Genomic DNA, 19,366 nt, shown 5'->3' on the forward strand with positions numbered 1-19,366 from the left:
GCTCCCGAATCGGCACCGGACGGCTCCGGTCACCGCCGGGTCGCCGCGGGACGTCCTCCGCGTGTCGGTCAGGCGAGGTCGGCGGTCGCCTCGCGCATCTCCGCGACGGAGGCGGTCGTCTTCACGGCGGTGCCGGAGTAGTGCGCCCGGGAGGCGTCGTAGCCGGCGTCACGGAGCGCGTCGACGAACTCGTCCATGCCGCGCGCCGGACGGCCCCACAGCTCGCAGAGCCGGTGCTGGTCGTAGTGCGTCGGCGTGTCGAGTTCGTCGGCGACGGCGCCGAGCAGTTTCCGGGCGCGCTTCACCTCGCCCATGTCGTCGGTGAGTTCGTCGCGGGCGGCCGCCGCGAACTCGTGGTCGGCGACCGGGCCGAGCCACAGCGGCCCGGCGGTGACGAGCCGCGCGGAGCCGCAGTGCGGGCAGTCGCCGGGCGGGTCGGCGACGAGGCCGCGTTCGGCGTCGCGTTCGAGGCAGTCCTGGCAGTGGTAGACGTGGCCGAGCTCGTCGATGCAGTCGTCGGCGGCGGAGGCGGAGGCGTCCAGCTCGAGGTAAGTACGGGCGTAGTGCCGCGAGACGTGCGACAGCACCGGCCGCGCGGCCTTGTCGCGGCTCGCCGCGCGCCGCACCAGCGCCGAAATCAGGATTCGCAGCCCCATCTCGGCGTGGTAGTCGGTGTTCCGCGGCACGGCGGAGTAGCGCCTGACGCCGGCGTCGAAGTGCGCGCCGCACAGCGGCGCCGTGTCGGTCGCGGTGGCACACAGCAGGTTCCGGGTGCCGGCGACGGCGGCGTCCGCGAACGGCATCGGCGACCCGTACGGGTCGAGGTCGACGACGTCGAAGAAGTCCTCGTGCAGCAGCGCGTTCACGTCGCGCTGGACGGCGCCGCAGCCCTGGTAGTCCGCGAGGTTCCGGTCGGCGAGCGCCACCGCGTCCGCGTCGACGTCGGCGCAGGTGACGTCCCACCCCTCCGCGGCGGCGCGGGTGCCGCGGACCCCGGAGGCCGCCATCGCGTCGAGGTACGTCTCTGCGCGGGGCTCCCGGTCGCCGTACGCGCGGAGCGCGGCGACGGTGACGTCCCGGTTCAGCTCCATCTCCGGGTTGTAGAACACGTCCTCGCCGCTCCCTTCGCTGGCGCCGTCGCGCGCCTCCGCCACCTCGACGGTGACGCCGCCCTCCGTGATGTTCATGGTGGCTAGCTGCGGCGCTCGGCCGGATAAGCGACGCGGACTCCTCGACGCCCCGGTTCTTCGTCGAGTCGGCGCTGCCGCTCGTTCGACGGCGTCGCCGTCGGCGAACACTCCTTTGTCGCCGTCGGGCGTAGCCCGGACCGATGCCGCCGGAGTGCACCCGGTGTGGCCGGGCCATGGACGCGAAGACGGGCGGAATCGCGGCGCTGCTCGGGCTGGCGTCGTACGACGGATACGAGTGCGAGAACTGCGGGACGCTCGTCTGTCAGGACTGCTACCGGAAGCGGGTCGTCGAACTCGCCGGCGCCGGACACGACCGGTGCCCGGCGTGTGACGGGCTGCTGTCGCCGCGGTGACGGCGACGAGCGCGAGTGGGCGGGGCGTCGACAGGCGGGAGTTCGGCGTCGACGTCGCCGGTCAGGAGTCGGCGCCGAGTTTCTGCCTGAGCAGCGACGGGACGTCGTCGAGCGCGTCGTCGAGCGCGTCGACGTTCGGGCCGCCGCCCTGCGCGAAGTCCGGCGGGCCGCCGCCGCCGCCGCCGACTCGGCCCGCGAGTTCGCCGACGAGGTCGCCGGCGTTCACGGCGACGTCGTCCGGGACGCCGACGACGAACGTCGCCGCGTCGCCGGCGCCGGAGCCGAGCACGGCGACCTTGCCGTCGTCGACCAGCGCGTTCGCGGTGGCGCGGAGCTCGTCGGTGTCGGCGTCCATCCGCTGGACGACCGCCGTGGCGCCGTCGACGTCGACCTCCTCGCCGCCGGACTCGGCGCGCAGCTCGGCGAGCTCCTCTTTCAGCCGGTCGATGGTCTTCCCGCGCTCCTTCCACTCCGTGAAGAACCGCTCTGCGGTCTCCGGGACGTCCTGCGGGTCGACGTCGAGCACGTCGGCGGCGTCGTACAGCGCGTCCTCGGTGCGGTGGGTGGCGTCGAGCGCCGCCTCGCCGGCGGCGAACACGACGCGCTCGACGCCGTCTTGCACCGGCTCGGTTTTCAGGACTTTGACGGTGCCGATGTCGCCGGTGTGAGCGACGTGGGTGCCGCCGCACGCCTGCACGTCGCTGCCGACCTTGATGACGCGAATCTCCTCGCCCGGCGGGATGCCGCCCTGATACAGGTCGAAGCCGTACTCGGACTCGGCGGCGTGGCGGTCCGGCCACTCCTGTTTCACCGGGAGGTTCTGCCGAATCAGGTCGTTCGCGACGCGCTCGATCTCCTTCACCTCCTCGCGGCTGATGCGGTCGTAGTGGGTCAGGTCGAGCCGCGAGGACTCGATGCCTTTCTGCGCGCCGGCCTGCCGGACGTGTTCGCCGAGCACCTGCCGGGCGGCGTGCCCGATGACGTGCGTCGCGGTGTGGTGCCGCATCAGGCGGCCGCGGCGCTCCGCGTCGACGTGGCCGCGGACGAACTCGCCCTTCCCGGGGTCCTCGTCGGTGCGGTGGAGGATGACGCCGTCGCGGATCTGGACGTCCTCGACCTCGACGGTCGCGTCGTCGGTGGACAGCGTCCCGCGGTCGGCGGGCTGCCCGCCGCCCTCCGGGTAGAACATGGTCTGGTCGAGCACGACGTCGAAGCCGCCGTCGCGTTCGAACACGTCGAGCACGACCGCCTCGAAGTCGGTGCGCTCCTGGTCGTCGTAGTACAGCCGCTCCGTCTCCGGGAGGTCGGCGAGCCGCTCGTCGCCCTCATCGTCGCCGTCGAACGCCTCGGCGGAGTCGTGGCGCGCCGCGACCAGCCCGTAGAAGTCGTCGGGGACCTGGACGGAGGCGCCGCGCTCCTCCGCGATTTCGCGGACCATGTCGGGCTGGATGCCGTGGCTGTCGTACAGCTCGATGAGCTCCTCGACCGGAATCGGGTCGCCGGTGCCGGCGTACTCGTCGGCGAGCGCCTCCACCTTCCGGCCGCCGCGTTCGAGCGTCTCGCGGTACTTCTCGACCTCGGTGCGGACGATGTCGCGGATGGTGTCGCGGTTCTCGTAGCCGAGCCGCTCGGCCTGCATGTCCACCAGTTCGTCGAGCGGGGCGTCGACGCCGACGTTGTCGACGAGCCGCTTCGTCCGGCGGAGCACCATCCGGGCGAGGTAGCCGGTGCCGACGTTCGACGGGACGATTTCGTCGCCGAACATGTACGCGAGCGTCCGGCAGTGGTCGGCGATGGCGTAGATGTCTTCGAGCGGCCGGAGCAGCTCGGTGAGCCGCTCCGTCTCGACGTCGAGCTTGTCGGCGATGTTGTCGCGGGCGGCGTCGACGTCCTCCACCTCGTCGATGTCGAGGTGGCCGGAGAGCTTCGAGGCGCGGTGGACCAGCGTCTCCTCCTCGTCGGTGAGGTCGACGCCGGCGTTCTCCTTCAGGAACTCGATGGCGTCCGGGTAGACGGACTCGTAGACGGTCGGCGTCCCCTGGCTCATCCACGTCCACCGCTCCAGCCCGTAGCCGGTGTCGACGATGTACGTGTCCATCTTCGAGTACGTGTTTCCGTCCTTCAGTTCGTAGTCGCCGTCGGGGTCCTGCTCCATCGACATGAAGACGAGCGTCGCCAGCTCGGCGCCCTTGTAGATGACTTCGATGGCGGGGCCGGCGTTGCCGCCGCCGACCCACGGGTCCTCGATGTACGTGATCTCGTCGAGGTCGGCGCCCATCTCCTCGAACAGGCCGTCGCAGTACCGGACGGTTTCGTCCTTCCAGTACACTTCGCCGGAGTAGGCGTACTCGTCGCCGACCTCCTCGCGGGCGTTGAACGCGTGGTGCGCCATCATCTCGAACGCCATGGTGTGCCGGCCGGTCTTCCCGACGTTGTCGATGTCCTGCATCCGGATGCACGGCTGGCTGACGCACAGCGGGTTCGCCGGCGGCGGCGTCTCGCCGGACGTGACGAGCGGCTGGAAGTCGTAGATAGAGGCCTGCGTCAACAGCACGTCGTCGCGCCACCGGTTCGCGGCGACCGGGTACGGCTCGATGCGTTCGTGGCCGTGCGCTTCGAAGTACGACAGGAACGCTTCGCGCATCTCCTCCAGCGTGTACTGCTCGTCGAAGCCGGGGTCGTCGATGAAGGAGTAGTCCTCACACGGCGGCTCCCCGCACAGCTCCCGCTCGGAGTCGCGGCTCCAGAAGTGGTCCCCGCAGGAGGCGCACTCCGTCCGCGTGAACCCTTCTTCCTCGAAGTAGTCGAGACGATACTCCGCGGTGAGGTCGCTCATTACGGACAAATTCTCCCGTCACCGTGCAAAAGGGTTCCGGGGACGGCGCGGACCACTTCGCCGACCGACATTCTTATGGCTCCGTTCGGCAACGTACGACAGAACCGGGGGTACTCCCCATGAACAGCCCACTCACGATTCTCGTCGCGGGCGCGGACACCGGCGTCGCGCGGGCGCTCGCGGCCCGCGACGTCACCGCGGAGCTCGTCGACCCGGGCGACGTCGCCGACGCGGTCAGGTCGCTGCGCCCCGACGCGGCCGTCCTCGCCGGGGACGTCGACCTCGACGCCGACGCGGTCGACGCGCTCGACGCGGCCGGCGCGCCCGTCGTCGCGTTCGGCGCGGAGCCGCCGGCCGCGACGTACGTCGACGGCTTCGCGCTCGACAGCGACGACCCGGTCGACGCCCTGCTCCGGGAGGTCAGGCAGGCGCTCGACGGCGAGACGCGGCTCCAGCTGCAGCGAACCCGGCGCCGCGTCACCCGGCTCCACGACAGCGCCGCTAGCATCGCGGCGTGCCGCAGCATCGAGGAGCTGTTCGACCGCACCGCCGACGCCGCCGACCGCGTGCTCGCGTTCGACCAGTGCTGGGTCGGCGTCCGCGACGGCGACAGCTTCCTGACGAAGGCCCGCGTCGGCGACTCCGACTGGCCGAAGGGCGACCGCGTCGACCTCGACGAGGGCGTCGCCGGCGAGACGTACCGCACCGGGAAGTCACGGCTCGTCGCCGACACCGCCGACAGCGACGTCGTCGCCGACCCGTACGGCGAAATCCGGTCGCTGGTGTCGGTCCCGGTCGGCGACAGCGGCGTCCTGCAGGCCGCGTCGGCGACGCCGAACGCCTTCACGGCCCGCGACCTCGAACTCGCCGAACTGCTCGCGACGCACGTCGGGCAGGCGTACGGCCGGCTGCGCGCGGAGGCCGACCTCCGGAGCCGGCAGCGCACCGTGACGGAGCTGCACGAGGCGGCGCCGGAGCTCATCGACGCGGAGTCCCGCGACGACCTGTTCGGGCTGACCGTCGACATCGCCGAGCGCGTGCTCGCGTTCGACCGGTCGTACCTGCTCGTCGCCGAGGACGACCGGTTCGCGATGGCGGCGACGTCCGACCCGGACGCGCCCGAGTCGGTGCCGCTGGACTTCGGCGTGGTCGCCCGGACCCACGAGACCGGCCGGTCGTTCGTCGTCGAGGACGTCTACGACCACCCGGTCGCCGAGTCCAGCGACGCGGACGCCGGCCACTCCCGGTCGCTGCTCAGCGTCCCGGTCGGCGACGACGCCGTCTTCCAGGCCGTCAAGGACAGCGCAGGCTCGTTCGACGACCGCGACCTCGAACTCGCTGAGCTACTCGTCTCGTACGTGACGGCGACGCTCGAACGCATCCGGTCGGAGGCGGCGCTGCGGGAGTCCCGCCGCGTCATCGAACGGCTGCACGCCGCGAGCGCGACGGTCGCCGCCGCCGAAACCGAGCAGGAGTTGCTCGACCGCACCATCGACGTCGTCGAGGACGTCCTGTCGCTGGAGAAGTCGACGCTGCTGCTCCGCGACGGCGACGTGCTCGTCCCGGTCGCGGAGTCGGCGGGCAGCCCCGAGAACGCCGCGCGGCCGATGCACGTCTCCGAGGGGCTCAGCGGGAAGACGCTGCGGACCGGCGAGTCGTCGCTCGTCGACCGCGTGGACGAACACGAGGACGCCGACCCGGCGCGGCCCGAGTACCGGTCGGGAATCAGCGTCCCGGTCGGCGACCTCGGCGTGTTCCAGGCGGTGTCGACGGAGTACGACGCGTTCGACGAGGACGACCTGAACCGGGCGGAGCTTCTGATGACACACGTCGCGGTGTCGCTCGAACGGGTGCGGGCGGAGGAGGACCTGCGCGCCGAACGCGACCGGCTGTCGGCGCTGTTCGAGAACATCCCGGACGCCGCCGTCTCCTTCGAGATGGTGGACGGCAAGCCGATCGCGCGCTCGGTCAACAGCGCCTTCGAAGAGACGTTCGGCTACGACGCCGACGACGTCGTCGGCGCGAACGTCGACGACTTCCTCGTCCCGGAGGACGCCGCAGAGCAGGCCGACGAACTGAACGAACGGCTCCGCCGCGGCGACAACGTCCGCCGGGAGTGCCGGCGCCGCACCGCCGACGGCGTCCGCGACTTCCTGATGTACGTCGTGCCGCTGACGCTCGGCGAACAGAACGTCCGCGGCTACGCCATCTACTCCGACATCACCGAGCGGAAGGAGCGCGAACGCGCGCTCGAACGGCAGAACGAGCGGCTCGACGAGTTCGCGTCCGTCGTCAGCCACGACCTCCGCAACCCCATCTCCATCGCGGAGGGCTACCTCGAACTGGCGCGCGAAACCGGGGACGAGGCGCACCTCGACACGGTCGCGGACGCCATCGAGCGGATGCGGAGCCTCATCGAGGACCTGCTCGCGCTCGCCCGCGAGGGCCGCGTCGTCGGCGACCCGGAGCCCGTCGACCTGAGCGGCGTCGCCCGGGAGGCGTGGGCGCACGTCGACACCGCCGACGCGACGCTCCAGGTCGACGTCGACGCCGAGGTGCCGGCCGACGAGGACCGGCTGCACGAACTGTTCGAGAACCTGTTCCGGAACGCCGTCGAGCACGCCGGCAGCGACGCCGAAATCCGGGTGGAGTCGCTCGCGGACGCCGACGGCTTCGCGGTCTGCGACGACGGCCCCGGCGTCCCCGCCGACCAGCGCGACCGCGTCTTCGAAGCCGGCGTCACCACCAGCGAGGAGGGGACCGGATTCGGGCTCCCCATCGTCCGCCGCATCGCCGAGGCGCACGGCTGGACCGTCGAACTCGGCGACAGCGACGACGGCGGCGCCTGCTTCCGATTCACCTTCGACTGAGCGGCGCGGTTCGCCGTCGGGTGACGGCTTCGCCGCTCGTTCGGCGCGGCCTCAGGCGTCGGCGACGACGTCGCCGATGCGGTCGAGCGCCTCGTCGACGTCGTCGCGGTCGACGTCGAGGTGGGTGCAGAGCCGGCAGGTGTAGTCGCCGAACGCGGAGAAGGAGACGCCGCGCTCCTTGCACGCCGCCGAGAGCTCCTCGCCGGTGAGCCCGGCGTCCTCGCTGTTCACCATCACGATGTTGGTGTCCGGGTCGGACGCGGCGAGGCCGTCGACGTCGTTCAGGCCGTCGGCGAGCCGCTCGGCGTTGGCGTGGTCGTCGGCGAGCCGGTCGACGTTCTCCAGCGCTTCGAGCCCCGGCGCGGCGACGATGCCGGCCTGCCGCATCGCGCCGCCGAACAGCTTCCGGACGCGGCGCGCCCGGTCGACGTACTCCTCGGTGCCGCAGAGGACGGAGCCGACGGGGGCGCCGAGCCCCTTCGACAGGCAGAACATGACGGAGTCGACGTGTTCGGTCATCGCCGCCGGCTCGACGTCGAGGGCGACGCAGGCGTTCAGGAACCGGGCGCCGTCGAGGTGGACCGGGACGCCGAGGTCGCGTGCGGCCCGCGCGGCCTCGTCGACGTGGGCTTTCGGGACGGCGACGCCGCCGCGGGAGTTGTGCGTGTTTTCGAGACACAGCAGCCCCGTACCGGGGCGGTGGAGGTCCTCCTCGACGAAGCCGTCGCGGACCTGCTCGGCCGTCGGGACGCAGCGCTCGCCGGCGTCCAGAATCCGCGGCTGCACCTGCGAGAGCTGCGGGATGCCGCCGAGCTCCCACTTGTAGACGTGCGCCTGCTCGTCGCACAGCAGCTCCTCGCCGCGGTCGGTGTGCGTCCGAATCGCGATCTGGTTCCCCATCGTCCCGGACGGCACGAACAGCGCCGCCTCCATCCCGACGAGGTCGGCGGCGCGCCGCTCCAGTTCGTTGACGGACGGGTCGTCGCGGTAGACGTCGTCGCCGACGTCGGCGTCGCGGGCCGCGTCGCGCATCGCCGCCGACGGCTTCGTCACGGTGTCGGACCGGAAGTCGATCATACGAACCGATGCGGCGGCGCCGCGGAAATATCGCGCGGTCCCCCTGCGTCGTTGCTGATTCGTCGCCCGCGCGGGGCCGGAGTCGCAGTCGGACACGGCGCGGCGGCCCGGAGCCACGGCCGGGGTCGGAGCGACGGCCGGAGCCGCGGAATACAAGCCGAGTCGCCGCGAACGTCGACGTAGTGCCGTACGCTACGCACGACGGAGTCGACGTCTACTACGAGTCGGACGGGAGCGGGGAGCCCGTGGTGTTCCTCGGCGAAATCGGGCTGGGGCCGTGGCAGTGGGGGTGGCAGCACGCCCGGGTCGCCGGCCCGTACGAGGCGGTGGTGCCGGCGACTCGCGGCACCGACGAGTCGGGCGCGCCGCCGGCGCCGTGGACGATGGCGGACCTCGTCGGCGACGTTGACGCGGTGCTGGCGGACGCCGGCGTCGACTCGGCGCACTTCGTCGGCGTCGGCTTCGGCGCGGCGCTCGCGATGCGCATCGCGCTCTCGGAGGGCCGCGCCGAGACGCTGACGCTCGTCGGAGCCGCGGCGTCCGGCCGGGGTATCGACGCGGACGCGCTGTGGGCGGACCCGTCAGACCCGGAGGCGCTCCACCGGTCGCTGGAGGCGGCGCTGTCAGCCGACTTCTTCGACCGGCAGCCGGACGACGTCGCCCGGATGGTGGAGTGGCGCGGCGCCGAGGACGCCGACCGCGACGCCTGGACGGCCGCCAAGGGCGCGCTCGACGACTTCGACGTCTCCGACCGGCTGTACGAGCTGACGACGCCGACGCTGGTGCTGCACGGCACCGAGGACGCCGTCTGCCCGCCGACGAAAGGGGAGGAGCTGGCGGCGGGGCTGCCGCGCGGCGAGCACGTCCCGGTCGACGGCGCCGGCCACCTCGCGAACGTCGAGCACAGCCGCGTCGTGAACGACCACCTGCTGGCGTTTCTCGACGAACACACCGACGAGTGAGCGGTGCCGGCCGGCGACGTGAGGCCGGCGTTCGCGCGGCGTTCGAGACGGCGGCAGGCGATGCGGGGCGACGCAAGCCCTATGGTGCCGAGCCGCCCATCCTCGGTAATGACACGGCTTCGGCTCGCGCTGCTGAACGCAGCGGAGGACGACGAGAACACGGCGCGGAACTTCCGGCGCGAACTCGACGCCGACCTCGCGGAGTTCGACGTGAACGCGGGCGACCTCCCGGACCACTTCGGGTTCGACGGCGTCGTCATCACCGGGTCGCGGTCGTCGGTGTACTGGGACGACGAGTGGATTCCGCCGCTCGTCGACTGGGTCGGCGACGCCGCCGACCGCGGACTCCCGGTGCTCGGCGTCTGCTACGGCCACCAGGTCGTCGCGGAGGCGCTCGGCGGCCGCGTCGCCGGCATGGACGACTTCGAAATCGGCTACAACGAAATCGAGCAGGTGGACGACGACGAACTGTTCGACGGCATCGACGACCGGTTCACCGTGTTCACGACCCACGGCGACGCCGTCGTCGACCTGCCGCCCGGCGCGGAGCTGCTCGCCCGCAACGAGTTCGGCGTCCACGCGTTCCGAAAGGGCCGCTGCTGGGGCGTCCAGTTCCATCCCGAGTACGACGTGGAGACGGCTCGCGACGTCGCCGACGGGAAACGCGACCGCATCGGCGACGAGAAAGTCGACGCCGTCCTCGCCGACATCGACCCGGAGCGCTACGACGCCGCCTGCGAGGCAAAACAGCTGTTCGACAACTTCACGTCGTTCTGCCGCCGCGTCCGCGACGAGGCCGACGCCGCTGGCGCCGAAGCCTGACCGCTGCGGCGACGACGTTTCTGACGCGGAATCTGACCGCACAGGCGACGACGGCGGGGATTCGCGCTTCTCCGCGGACTGCTCCGACCGAGGAGTACCGACAAGTATTGCGAACGCCTTTTCACGGGCCGCTTCGGAGTCGGCGCCATGCTCGACTACGTGGGTCTCGAGGAGGACCTGTCCGCCGAGGAGAAACTGATTCGGGACACGGCGCGGGAGTTCGTCGACGAGGAGGTGCGGCCGGACATCGCAGAGCACTACGAGAACGGGACGTTCCCGACCGAGCTCATCCCGGAGATGGGCGAACTCGGCTTCTACGCGCCGAACCTGGAGGGGTACGGGTCGCCGAACGTCTCCGAGCGCGCGTACGGCGTGCTGATGCAGGAACTGGAGGCGTGCGACTCGGGGCTGCGGTCGATGGCGTCGGTGCAGGGCGCGCTGGTGATGTACCCGATTCACGCCTTCGGCTCGGCGGCCCAGAAGGAGGAGTGGCTGCCGGCGCTCGGCGAGGGCGAGGCGGTCGGCTGCTTCGGGCTGACCGAGCCGGAGCACGGCTCGAACCCCGCCGGCATGGAGACGCGCGCGGAGAAGGACGCCGACGGCTACGTGCTGAACGGCGCGAAGACGTGGATTACGAACGCGCCGATTGCGGACGTCGCCGTGGTGTGGGCGCGGGACGTCACGGACGTCGACGGCGACTCGGACGCGGACGCCCCGATTCGCGGCTTCCTCGTCGAGACGGACCGCGACGGCGTGACGACGAACGAGATCGACGGGAAGCTGTCGATGCGGGCGTCCGTCACCGGCGAAATCGGGCTGAACGACGCCCGGATTCCGGCGGAGAACGTCCTGCCGGACGTCGAGGGGATGAAGGGGCCGCTGTCGTGTCTGACGCAGGCGCGCTACGGCATCGCGTGGGGCGCGGTCGGCGCGGCCCGCGACTGCTTCGAGACGGCGCGGGACTACCAGCGCGACCGCGACCAGTTCGGCGGCCCGATCGCGCGGTTCCAGTTACAGCAGGACAAGTTCGCCGAGATGGCGACCCAGATCACGACGGCGCAGCTGCTCGCCTACCGGCTCGCCGACCTGAAAGCGCAGGGTCGGCTGCGGCCCCAGCAGGTGTCGATGGCGAAACGCAACAACGTCCGGATGGCGCGCGACCAGGCCCGCGTCGCCCGCGAGATGCTCGGCGGCAACGGCATCACCGGGGACTACTCGCCGATGCGGCACCTCAGCAACATGGAGACCGTCTACACCTACGAGGGCACCCACGACATCCACACGCTGATTCTCGGCGAGGACCTCACCGGAATCGCCGCCTACGAGTAACAGGCGACGAAGCCGACTTGAACGAACGGCGTGGCCGCGCGTCAACTGCCGGTAGTCGGTGTTTCAAGCGCCGGCCGCGCCTCCTGTTTCGGTTCCACAGGAGGAGTGGTACACGTCGACTTCTCCGGACGTATTGATCATCACAGTCACCGTCACGCAGTCGTCTCGAGTCTCGGTCAGGTCCGTTTCGCTCCACTTCCAATCGTCCACCTTCGTGCGCAGCCGATACGAGCCCGCCCCCCGAACGACGTTCTCCCAGACTGTCGAAGGGGCCTTCTTGGCTCCCTCGTCAGTTGTTGGCGCAGCATCGAACGAGACGGATTCATCGAACACTCTCTCCGCTCCGTCGAGTACGACGAGAGTGATCGTGTGTGCTGTGTCGTCCCAGTTCGATGCTGTTGAGCGTAGAAACACGAACCTCGGGCTCTCTACTTACTGCGCATCCTGAAAACGGGACTATGCTCCCCACCGCCGCCAAATACCCGCGACGAATCACGGCTCAATTATATATAGAGATGTAGTAATTTTGTTCTTGGGATATCGGTATCGCCACGGCGTTAACTGGTGCTCCCGGCCAAATGGGACCGGCTCAATACGAGAGTAGATTCGCCGCCCGGCTCGGTGCCCGCCGCACCGGCGACGGAACTGCCCGCTCGTCCACCGTCTGGGAACCATGCACACACCTAAGTAGGTCGCTCCTGTTTCGACCACCGAAGCGATGCCAGCACCAGTCCGTGACCGGCCGACCGTGCTCTCGTTCACCCGCGAGGAGGCGTGGGTCGCGCACGTCGCGCTCCTCGCCCAGCTCCGCGCGGCAGTCGACGCCGACGACTCGAAGCCGGACTATCCGGAGGTCGACGCGCTCGACGCCGTGGAAGCCGACAGCGACCGGTTCGAGCCGCAGCACGTCCGCGTCATCCGGGACGCGCTGGTGTCGTATCTCGGCGACGCGCCGGTGCGCGACCGGGCGCCCGGCCGCGACGCGCTGCAGGCCGTGAACGCCGCGCTGCACTGACGGCGCCGCGACTCGGTTTCTCCGCCGTCACGCTCATTCGCCGGCTTCGTCGAGCCAGTAGTCGACGGCGTCGCCGCGGCGGAAGTAGGCGTCGACGTCGCGGTCGCCGTCGCCGCCGGGCGGCGCGCCCGCCATCACGCCGACCTTCTCCGAATCCGGGTACACCAGGACGTCCGGGTCGCGCATCGTCGAGACCGCCAGGTAGCGCAGCGGCCGGTCGCCGTCGTTGACGACGCGGTGCGCGCCGGACTCGTCGGCGGGCAGCGCGACGTAGTCGCCGGCGCGGATATCGTGCTGGTCGCCGTCGAGCCGGAGCAGGCCGTCGCCGTCGAGGACGTACAGCGCCTCCTCGTTCGCGGTGTGGTAGTGGTACGGCCACGCTCGCTTCCCCTGCGGGAGTTCGTAGAGGCTGCAGCCGATGTCGTCGCCGTCGGCAGCCGCGCCGAGTCGCTTCCGGCGGAACGCGACGTCCTCGCCGCGGGTCGTCTCGGTCCACTCCACGTCCTCTTCGTTCACCACGGGCATGTCCGCGGCGTCTCGCCGCGCCGACATAGTAGCAGCGCCCGTCCCGCGCGCCGATGCCGACGTTTTTGTACGCGACGCCGTATCCCTCTAGCAATGGGTATCGACCCGAACTTCGACGAGAACCGGGAGAAGGTCGGCGAGGAGAACGGCGTCGACGTGTGGGGCGAGGTCGACCCGCCGGAGAAACTCGGCATCCACGGGAGCCACGTCGCCGTCGACTACGACATCTGCATCGCCGACGGCGCCTGCCTGGAGAACTGCCCGGTGGACGTCTTCGACTGGGTGGACACGCCCGGCCACCCGGAGTCCGAGAAGAAAGTCGAGCCGACCCGCGAAGACCAGTGTATCGACTGCATGCTCTGCGTCGACATCTGCCCGGTGGACGCCATCGACGTCGACGCGTCACGGTCGTAACGACGCGGCCCAGGTCGGCTCCGGTTCGGCCTGCCCAGTTCTATCGGAGACTGTCCCGCCCGGTCCGCGACGGCTCAGTCGGCCGTCGCGGGCGACCCGGCGGACCCCGGCACGGACGCGCCGCGTTCGTCCAGCGCCTCACACAGCAGTTCCGCGATGTCGACGACGTCGATGTCGTCTTCGAAGTCGCCGGTCTTCCGGCCGTCCTCGTACATCGTCCCGCACATCGGGCAGGCGACGACGAACTTCTCGACGGCGTCGCCGGCGTCGGTGTCTTCGAGCGCCTCGCGGAGCCGTTCCTCGCTCGGCTTCGTCTCCTCGTCGTGGTCCATCCAGAGGCCGCCGCCGCCGCCGCCACAGCAGAACGACTCCGAGCGGTTCCGCGGCATCTCGTGGAGGTCGACGCCGGTCGCCCGGATGACGTCGCGGGGCGCGTCGTACACGTCGTTCATGCGGCCGAGGTGGCACGGATCGTGGTAGGTGACGGTGTAGTCGAGTTCGGTGCCGTCGAGGCCGAGCCGCCCCTGCTCGACGAGGTTCTCGACGACTTCGGTGTAGTGGAACACCGGGTCGTCGAACTCCGAGACTTCGGGGTACTCGTTGCGGAACGTGTTCATCGAGTGCGGGTCCGTCGTGACCACCTTCTCGAACGTCGCGGACGCGAACGCCTCCGTGTTGTCCTCGACGAGCATCTCGAACAGCCCCTCCTCGCCGACGCGCCGGACGTCGTTGCCGTCGTGCTGTTCGTCCTCGTAGAGGATGCCGTAGTCGACGTTCGCGCGCTCGAACAGCGTGGCGAGCGACCGGGCGACCCGTCGGTTCCGGTCGTCGTAGCTCGGGTACTCGCCGACGTACCACAGGAACTCGACGTCCTCCTCGCGGGCGTCCGGCACGTCGAACGGGAGGTCGTCGGTCCAGTCCGGGCGGTTCCGGGCGGGGTCGCCGAACGTGTTGCCGTTCTGGAACACGTTCATCATGGCCTCCTGCACCGCCTCGTCCATCTGGCCGGTCTCGGTGAGCCGACGGTTCAGCTGCGTGAACTGCGGGACGTGCTCGATGTCGACGGGGCAGGCGTCCATGCACGCCATACACGACATGCAGGACTCCATCGACTCCGCGGCGACGACGGAGCTGCCGCCGTCGGCGACGATGTCGACCGCCTCGGTGCGGCCGGCGTCCAGCTCCTCGCGGTACCGTTTCAGGTCGAGGATGACGTCGCGCGGGTCGAGGTTCCGGCCGGACGCCTTCGCCGGGCAGGCGGACGAGCAGCGGCCGCACTTGGTGCAGGCGTCCTGGTCGAGGATGTGCCGCCACGAGAAGTCCTCGATGCTGCCGTAGCCGATTTCGTCGGGCGCGGCGTCGGCGGGGACGCCGGGGAGCCGGACGCCGGCCTCGTCGTCGCGGGTGACGACGTTCGCGAAGCTCGACACCATGTGGAACGGCTTGCCGTACGGGACGAGCGCGATGAAGCCGAACGCGAGCAGCGCGTGGCTCCACCACCCCCAGTGGTACAGCGTCTCCGCGAGCGCGGGGCGGAGGCCGAGTTCGGCGAACACGCCGGCGAGGAAGAAGCCGACGAACGACACCTGCTCGAACGCCAGGAACTGCAGGCCGGAGCCGGTTTCGGTGGCGGTGCCGACGATGCGGAACGCCTCGATGACGTAGCCGCCGACGCCGAGCGCGAACAGCGTCAGGACGAACGCGTCGTCCTCCAGCGACGTGTGCTTCCCCCAGAGCCGGCCGTCGCGCTCCGTGTACCGCCGGTACATCGCCATCGCGAGGCCGACGACGAACAGCAGCCCCATCGCGTCCATCACGAACGAGTACGACAGGTAGAAGTCGCCGACGAAGAACGACTCGCCGGTGACGGGCCGCCACAGGTCGATGTCGATGCCGAGGATGGTGGTGCCGATGAGCAGCGTCAGGAACCCCCAGAGGACGAACGCGTGCATCACGCCGGCGTACGCGTCGCGGTCGAACTGGTTCCGGTTCGAGAGCACGACCGACGCGGCGCTGACGACCCGGCCGGGGAGGTCGTCGAGGCGGTCGAACCAGTCGTCGTCGCCGTCGGCGTAGCGGGCGAACCGCCGGTAGGTCCCGTAGAGGAACAGGGCGACCGCGACCGCCGCGAGGTAGTAGAAGACGGCCTTCCCGACGGGCCCGACCGTCCAGAACGTCTCCCGTGTCACCTGGTCGGCTGGCATACGCATACGCCGGCAGCCCCCGAAGTTAACTCTTCGCCACCCGGCCGCGGCGCGACTGCCCGGGCCGCCGCCGCGTCGTGCGGTCCGTCCGCGGCCGTCTCGGCAGCATTCGCTCGAACCGAAACGAATCCGCGGTGTCGGGGGCGGCAGCGCTGTGGCGTCGTGGTCTGGCGGTGTGGCCGAGCGTGACGACGTGAGGCGTGTCGTCGCGCCCGACCGTGAACGCCGGCACGCTCGGCCATCTGTGGGTCGAACGCTCCGGGATTCGGTGCCAGCAGGCTTTTCTGTCCGCACGGCGTGAGACCCACGTCATGGACGAGAAGACCGCGGAACTCCGCGAAATCTTCGTCGACGCGACCGGAGCGGACACGGTCACCGAGAGCCAGGAGGAGACGCACGGCTCGCTGGCGGAGGAGCGCGGTGACGCGGCGGAGCGGCTCGGCGAACTCGTCGCGATGATGCGCGACCGCTACGAGTTCGACTCCTCGCTCGGCGACGACGACCTCGAGCGCGTCGTCCGGCGCTACTTCGACGGCGACGACGACGACGACGCCATCGCCGACGCGCTCGGCGTCGACGCGGACGAGGTGTTCGACGCCCGGATGGACCTCCACCTCGTCCGGGACGCCGACCGCGACGCCCCGTTCGACCTCGACCGCCTCCGGTCGCTCCACATCGAAGACGCCCCGATGGCCGACCGCGTCGACGCGCTCGACGCCGACGAGGACGCCGTCGCGCACTTCACGGCCGTCGTCGACGCGGACCTGGAGTCGACCCGGGCGAACGACCGCTTCCGCGACGAGTTCGCGGACCTCCTCGACGACGCCGACCTTCAGGGCGGCCACACCACGGAGGCGCACGAGGACGGCCTGCGGGAGGCCACCGAAGACATCGAAACCGACGTCTCGTTCTGACCGCTCGCCCCGTTCTCCGCGGACGGCCCGTTCACCAGGCGTAGACGAGGCCGGCGAGCCCGGCGACCACCAGTCCGATTCCGGCCCACAGCAGCGCGTGGCTGACGCCGAAGCCGCGGTCGACGCGCTCGTGCAGGTCCGAGGCCGCGTGTATCGGCTCCACCGACGCGTCTGCCGCCGCGCTCGGCTCAGACGTCGTCGCGCCGAAGAACGCGAGCAGCAGGGCGCCGCCGAGCACGGTGACGCCGAGCATGCCGGCGCCGAGCGACGCCACCCCGATTCGTTCCGCGGCGGCGGCGAGCCCCGCGCCGACGGCACCGGCTCCGACGCCGGTCAGCGCCGCCGTCCGCAGGTACCGCCAGTTGAGCCCGCTGTCCCGGTCTCGAGGCATGCTTCGCGGTTGCCGCCGCTGAACTAAATAGATCGCCCGCAGGACGCGCACGCCCGCGCCGACGACGCATCGTCGTCGACACGTCGTCGCCGGCTAAGAGCGTCTGCACGCGAACCTTCAAATACGGAGACGGGACCAGACGGCGCATGCCCCCGCCGGAGCACGACCGAGTCGCGTTCGCCGACCTCGCCGCCGCCGCGTACTGTCCGCGCCAACTGTACTACGCCCGCCGCGCCGACGACCGGGCGCCGCCGGCCGACGCCCGCGACCGAATCGAACTCGCGTTCCACTACCCCGAACTCCGTCGACTCGACGACGCGGCGCTCCGCCGGAAACCAATCGCGCTCCCGCCGGCCCGGTACCGCGCGACGCTCGACCGGCTCGCACGCAGCGACGACTGGGACGCGCTGACGTCGCCGGCGGCGACCCGGGCGGTGCTGACCGGGAAGGACTGCCGCGGCGTCGCCCACAAGATACTGGTCGGCGCCGGCGCTGGCGCCGATGCCTCCGGCGGAGACGCCGCCGCCACCGCAGAGAGCAGCGCCGCCGCTGACAGCAACGGAGCCTCCGAGGCGGCCCGGACCGACGGCGGCGACGGCTCCGCGGGCGCCGGTCCGCCGATTCCGGTCGTCGTGTCGCCGGGCGAGCCGGCCGAGCGCGGCGTCTGGGAGCCACAGCGAGTCAGAGCGGTCGCGGCGGCGAAGGCGCTCGCGTGGGAGTGTCAGCGACGGGTTCCGAAGGCGCTCGTCGAGTACCCGGCGTACGGCGTCGTCAGAACGGTGCGCGCGACCGCTCGGAACGCGGCCGCGTACCGCCGCGCGCTCCGCGCGGTCCGGTCGATGGACGGGCCGCCGCCGCGGCTCCGCGGCGACGCGAAGTGCGACGGCTGCGCCTACCGGGAGCAGTGCGGGGTGCGGACGCGGAGCCTCCGGTCGCTACTCGGTCTCTGAGGCGAGCCACTCGCGGACCGCGTCGGCGTCGAGCCCGGCGCGGTGGACGACGCCGCGCGCCGGGTCGACGACGGTGCTCTCGCCGCCCGGCGTCTCTCCGCCGTCGACGACGACCGCCGCCGCCTCGCGCACCGCCGGGTCGAGGTCGTCGACGCGGCGGACGCTGCCGGCGCCCGACCGGTTCGCGCTGGTCGCCGTCACCGGTCCGGCGGCGTCCGCCAGCTGCCGCGCCGTCTCGTTCCCCGGGACGCGGACGCCGACGCGCGGGTCGCCGCCGGTGAGCTCCGGCGGGAGGTCGTCGCCGCGTTCCACGACGACCGTGACCGGGCCGGGGAGGAACGCCCGCATGAACCGCTCCGCGCGGTCCGTCGGGTCGACGTACTCCAGCGCCGCGTCGACCGCGGCGAACCCGACGGAGAGCGGCTTGTCGCGCGGCCGGCCTTTCACCGCGAACACGCGGTCGACCGCGTCCGGGTCGGTCGCGTCGGCGCCGAGGCCGTACACCGTCTCGGTCGGGTACACGACCACGTCGCCGTCGCGGACGGCGGCGGCGGCCGCGGCGACCGCGTCGTCGGACGTCGCGGTCGTCATCTATCGGTCAGCGAACGCGGCTTCCACCGCGTCGTAGTCCGGGAAGTCAGGCCACTCGGACGCCACCCACGCGTACTCGACGGTTCGGTCCTCGTCGAGGACGAACACGGCGGGGCGGGGCTCCACGACGCCCGCCATGCCGTCGAGGTCGTGTTCGACGTCGTAGGCCGCGGCGACGTCGGCCGCCGGGTCGGAAAACAGGTCCGCGTCGATGCCGCGCTCGGCGATGAACTGCTTGTGCTCGTACGGCGACGAGATGGAGACGCCGACGACCGTCGCGTCGTCGGTCCAGCCGCGGTCCCGAATCTCGTTCCAGATGTACGTCGCCGGGAACGCGCCGTCCATCGGGTAGAACACGAGCACCGTCGGGTCGTCGGCGACGGCCGACAGCGACCGGTCCGTCCAGTACTCGTCGGTGACGAGCGGCCGCGTGAAATCGGGCGCCGTGTCGCCCTCCTCGGGGTGCGGCGTCTCGGGCAGTTCGACGACGTCGAAGTCGGGCATTACGCCTCACCTCCGTACGTCCGGTCGAGGAACTCCACGATGTTCGCGGACTCCGACATCGTGACGCCGGTGTTCTCGTCGACGATGGCCGGCACGGTCCGCGCGCCCGTGAGCCGCGCCACCGCGTTCCGGTCGGAGTGCATCGGCTCGACGAACCGGGACTCGTACTCCAGGTCGTACTCGTTCAGCTTCCGCACGACGCGCTCGCAGTACGGACACGCCTGCAGCCGGTACAGCGTAATCGGCGGTTCGTCTGGCATATCCGGACGTACGGCCGCGGCTGAGGTAACATCTTCGCCCGCGGCACCGGGCCGCCGGCCACCGGACGGTCATCGTGCGGTCGCCGGGCGGCACCGGACGGTCACCCGGCGACCCCTGTTCGTCGTCGGACCGGTCCGTGAGAGCCGGACGAATACGGT

Annotated in this window: 19 protein-coding genes; 9 read left to right on the plus strand and 10 right to left on the minus strand. The window is 71.0% G+C overall.

Annotated features, from left to right (window positions below; all coding sequences use genetic code 11):
- Window positions 1–68: 68 nt before the first annotated feature.
- Window positions 69–1,187, minus strand: a complete 1,119-nt coding sequence (locus ACQUST_RS06580; RefSeq protein ID WP_435126548.1) for a tRNA (guanine(26)-N(2))-dimethyltransferase — start codon at window positions 1,185–1,187, stop codon at window positions 69–71.
- A 176-nt stretch (window positions 1,188–1,363) separates the two neighbouring features.
- Here ACQUST_RS06580 and ACQUST_RS06585 point away from each other — a divergent pair, with 176 nt between their 5' ends.
- Window positions 1,364–1,543: a hypothetical protein gene (locus ACQUST_RS06585; RefSeq protein ID WP_435126551.1), complete on the plus strand. Its 180-nt coding sequence runs from the start codon at window positions 1,364–1,366 to the stop codon at window positions 1,541–1,543.
- 61 nt (window positions 1,544–1,604) lie between these two features.
- Here ACQUST_RS06585 and alaS read toward each other — a convergent pair whose 3' ends face one another.
- Window positions 1,605–4,379 (minus strand): alanine--tRNA ligase, encoded by a 2,775-nt coding sequence (gene alaS, locus ACQUST_RS06590; RefSeq protein ID WP_435126553.1) that lies wholly within the window; start codon window positions 4,377–4,379, stop codon window positions 1,605–1,607.
- Between the two features lie 119 nt (window positions 4,380–4,498).
- On the opposite strand from alaS, the gene ACQUST_RS06595 reads away from it, so the two are divergent.
- Entirely contained in the window at window positions 4,499–7,249 is a 2,751-nt protein-coding gene (locus ACQUST_RS06595; RefSeq protein ID WP_435126556.1) for a GAF domain-containing protein, read from the plus strand.
- A 51-nt stretch (window positions 7,250–7,300) separates the two neighbouring features.
- Here the strand turns inward: ACQUST_RS06595 and ltaE are convergent, their stop codons facing one another.
- A complete protein-coding gene (gene ltaE, locus ACQUST_RS06600; RefSeq protein ID WP_435126559.1) occupies window positions 7,301–8,326 on the minus strand; it encodes a low-specificity L-threonine aldolase in 1,026 nt (341 codons plus the stop codon).
- A gap of 182 nt (window positions 8,327–8,508) precedes the next feature.
- Between ltaE and ACQUST_RS06605 the strand changes: the two genes are divergently transcribed.
- The 3 genes from ACQUST_RS06605 (at window position 8,509) to ACQUST_RS06615 (ending at window position 11,439) form a co-directional block, all read left to right on the plus strand.
- Window positions 8,509–9,288, plus strand: coding sequence for an alpha/beta fold hydrolase (locus tag ACQUST_RS06605; RefSeq protein ID WP_435126562.1), 780 nt, complete (start codon window positions 8,509–8,511; stop codon window positions 9,286–9,288).
- A 108-nt stretch (window positions 9,289–9,396) separates the two neighbouring features.
- Window positions 9,397–10,110: a type 1 glutamine amidotransferase gene (locus ACQUST_RS06610; protein ID WP_435126565.1), complete on the plus strand. Its 714-nt coding sequence runs from the start codon at window positions 9,397–9,399 to the stop codon at window positions 10,108–10,110.
- Window positions 10,111–10,257: 147 nt separating this feature from the next.
- Window positions 10,258–11,439, plus strand: coding sequence for an acyl-CoA dehydrogenase family protein (locus ACQUST_RS06615; protein ID WP_435126567.1), 1,182 nt, complete (start codon window positions 10,258–10,260; stop codon window positions 11,437–11,439).
- Between the two features lie 63 nt (window positions 11,440–11,502).
- Here the strand turns inward: ACQUST_RS06615 and ACQUST_RS06620 are convergent, their stop codons facing one another.
- Complete coding sequence (locus tag ACQUST_RS06620; protein WP_435126570.1) at window positions 11,503–11,772, minus strand: hypothetical protein; 270 nt, start codon at window positions 11,770–11,772, stop codon at window positions 11,503–11,505.
- 385 nt (window positions 11,773–12,157) lie between these two features.
- Here ACQUST_RS06620 and ACQUST_RS06625 point away from each other — a divergent pair, with 385 nt between their 5' ends.
- The gene (locus tag ACQUST_RS06625; RefSeq protein ID WP_435126573.1) at window positions 12,158–12,454 is read left to right on the plus strand and encodes a hypothetical protein; all 297 of its coding nucleotides are present in this window, start codon (window positions 12,158–12,160) and stop codon (window positions 12,452–12,454) included.
- A gap of 33 nt (window positions 12,455–12,487) precedes the next feature.
- Here the strand turns inward: ACQUST_RS06625 and ACQUST_RS06630 are convergent, their stop codons facing one another.
- The gene (locus ACQUST_RS06630; RefSeq protein ID WP_435126575.1) at window positions 12,488–12,979 is read right to left on the minus strand and encodes a cupin domain-containing protein; all 492 of its coding nucleotides are present in this window, start codon (window positions 12,977–12,979) and stop codon (window positions 12,488–12,490) included.
- Between the two features lie 93 nt (window positions 12,980–13,072).
- Between ACQUST_RS06630 and ACQUST_RS06635 the strand changes: the two genes are divergently transcribed.
- Complete coding sequence (locus ACQUST_RS06635; RefSeq protein WP_435126578.1) at window positions 13,073–13,393, plus strand: 4Fe-4S dicluster domain-containing protein; 321 nt, start codon at window positions 13,073–13,075, stop codon at window positions 13,391–13,393.
- Between the two features lie 74 nt (window positions 13,394–13,467).
- Here ACQUST_RS06635 and ACQUST_RS06640 read toward each other — a convergent pair whose 3' ends face one another.
- Window positions 13,468–15,603 carry a heterodisulfide reductase-related iron-sulfur binding cluster gene (locus ACQUST_RS06640; protein ID WP_435126580.1) on the minus strand — a complete coding sequence of 712 codons (2,136 nt, stop codon included), beginning with the start codon at window positions 15,601–15,603 and terminating at the stop codon, window positions 13,468–13,470.
- Between the two features lie 305 nt (window positions 15,604–15,908).
- Between ACQUST_RS06640 and ACQUST_RS06645 the strand changes: the two genes are divergently transcribed.
- The gene (locus ACQUST_RS06645; protein WP_435126583.1) at window positions 15,909–16,511 is read left to right on the plus strand and encodes a conditioned medium-induced protein 4; all 603 of its coding nucleotides are present in this window, start codon (window positions 15,909–15,911) and stop codon (window positions 16,509–16,511) included.
- A 31-nt stretch (window positions 16,512–16,542) separates the two neighbouring features.
- On the opposite strand, the gene ACQUST_RS06650 is transcribed toward ACQUST_RS06645, so the two are convergent.
- Window positions 16,543–16,902: a hypothetical protein gene (locus ACQUST_RS06650; RefSeq protein ID WP_435126586.1), complete on the minus strand. Its 360-nt coding sequence runs from the start codon at window positions 16,900–16,902 to the stop codon at window positions 16,543–16,545.
- Between the two features lie 146 nt (window positions 16,903–17,048).
- Between ACQUST_RS06650 and ACQUST_RS06655 the strand changes: the two genes are divergently transcribed.
- Window positions 17,049–17,852, plus strand: a complete 804-nt coding sequence (locus ACQUST_RS06655; RefSeq protein ID WP_435126588.1) for a hypothetical protein — start codon at window positions 17,049–17,051, stop codon at window positions 17,850–17,852.
- On the opposite strand, the gene ACQUST_RS06660 is transcribed toward ACQUST_RS06655, so the two are convergent.
- Genes ACQUST_RS06660 through ACQUST_RS06670 form a run of 3 tightly spaced genes read right to left on the minus strand, consistent with a single transcriptional unit; the run spans window position 17,838 to window position 19,207 of the window.
- Complete coding sequence (locus tag ACQUST_RS06660) at window positions 17,838–18,443, minus strand: L-threonylcarbamoyladenylate synthase (RefSeq protein WP_435126591.1); 606 nt, start codon at window positions 18,441–18,443, stop codon at window positions 17,838–17,840. The genes ACQUST_RS06655 and ACQUST_RS06660 overlap by 15 nt on opposite strands.
- On the minus strand, window positions 18,444–18,947 hold the full coding sequence (locus tag ACQUST_RS06665) for a redoxin domain-containing protein (protein WP_435126594.1): 504 nt from the start codon (window positions 18,945–18,947) through the stop codon (window positions 18,444–18,446). It lies immediately after the preceding gene.
- Complete coding sequence (locus ACQUST_RS06670) at window positions 18,947–19,207, minus strand: glutaredoxin family protein (protein ID WP_435126597.1); 261 nt, start codon at window positions 19,205–19,207, stop codon at window positions 18,947–18,949. The genes ACQUST_RS06665 and ACQUST_RS06670 overlap by 1 nt, the downstream gene beginning before the upstream one ends.
- Between the last annotated feature and the right edge of the window lie 159 nt (window positions 19,208–19,366).

The organism is Halobaculum sp. D14 (assembly GCF_051195135.1).
In the GTDB taxonomy this organism is placed as follows: Archaea; Halobacteriota; Halobacteria; order Halobacteriales; family Haloferacaceae; genus JBNTKA01.

Coding starts and splice junctions, on each gene's coding strand:
- ACQUST_RS06580 (WP_435126548.1), bottom strand. CDS start 1,187: ATGAACATCACGGAGGGCGGCGTCACCGTCGAGGTGGCGGAGGCGCGC.
- ACQUST_RS06585 (WP_435126551.1), top strand. CDS start 1,364: ATGGACGCGAAGACGGGCGGAATCGCGGCGCTGCTCGGGCTGGCGTCG.
- alaS (WP_435126553.1), bottom strand. CDS start 4,379: ATGAGCGACCTCACCGCGGAGTATCGTCTCGACTACTTCGAGGAAGAA.
- ACQUST_RS06595 (WP_435126556.1), top strand. CDS start 4,499: ATGAACAGCCCACTCACGATTCTCGTCGCGGGCGCGGACACCGGCGTC.
- ltaE (WP_435126559.1), bottom strand. CDS start 8,326: ATGATCGACTTCCGGTCCGACACCGTGACGAAGCCGTCGGCGGCGATG.
- ACQUST_RS06610 (WP_435126565.1), top strand. CDS start 9,397: ATGACACGGCTTCGGCTCGCGCTGCTGAACGCAGCGGAGGACGACGAG.
- ACQUST_RS06615 (WP_435126567.1), top strand. CDS start 10,258: ATGCTCGACTACGTGGGTCTCGAGGAGGACCTGTCCGCCGAGGAGAAA.
- ACQUST_RS06625 (WP_435126573.1), top strand. CDS start 12,158: ATGCCAGCACCAGTCCGTGACCGGCCGACCGTGCTCTCGTTCACCCGC.
- ACQUST_RS06630 (WP_435126575.1), bottom strand. CDS start 12,979: ATGCCCGTGGTGAACGAAGAGGACGTGGAGTGGACCGAGACGACCCGC.
- ACQUST_RS06635 (WP_435126578.1), top strand. CDS start 13,073: ATGGGTATCGACCCGAACTTCGACGAGAACCGGGAGAAGGTCGGCGAG.
- ACQUST_RS06640 (WP_435126580.1), bottom strand. CDS start 15,603: ATGCGTATGCCAGCCGACCAGGTGACACGGGAGACGTTCTGGACGGTC.
- ACQUST_RS06645 (WP_435126583.1), top strand. CDS start 15,909: ATGGACGAGAAGACCGCGGAACTCCGCGAAATCTTCGTCGACGCGACC.
- ACQUST_RS06650 (WP_435126586.1), bottom strand. CDS start 16,902: ATGCCTCGAGACCGGGACAGCGGGCTCAACTGGCGGTACCTGCGGACG.
- ACQUST_RS06655 (WP_435126588.1), top strand. CDS start 17,049: ATGCCCCCGCCGGAGCACGACCGAGTCGCGTTCGCCGACCTCGCCGCC.
- ACQUST_RS06660 (WP_435126591.1), bottom strand. CDS start 18,443: ATGACGACCGCGACGTCCGACGACGCGGTCGCCGCGGCCGCCGCCGCC.
- ACQUST_RS06665 (WP_435126594.1), bottom strand. CDS start 18,947: ATGCCCGACTTCGACGTCGTCGAACTGCCCGAGACGCCGCACCCCGAG.
- ACQUST_RS06670 (WP_435126597.1), bottom strand. CDS start 19,207: ATGCCAGACGAACCGCCGATTACGCTGTACCGGCTGCAGGCGTGTCCG.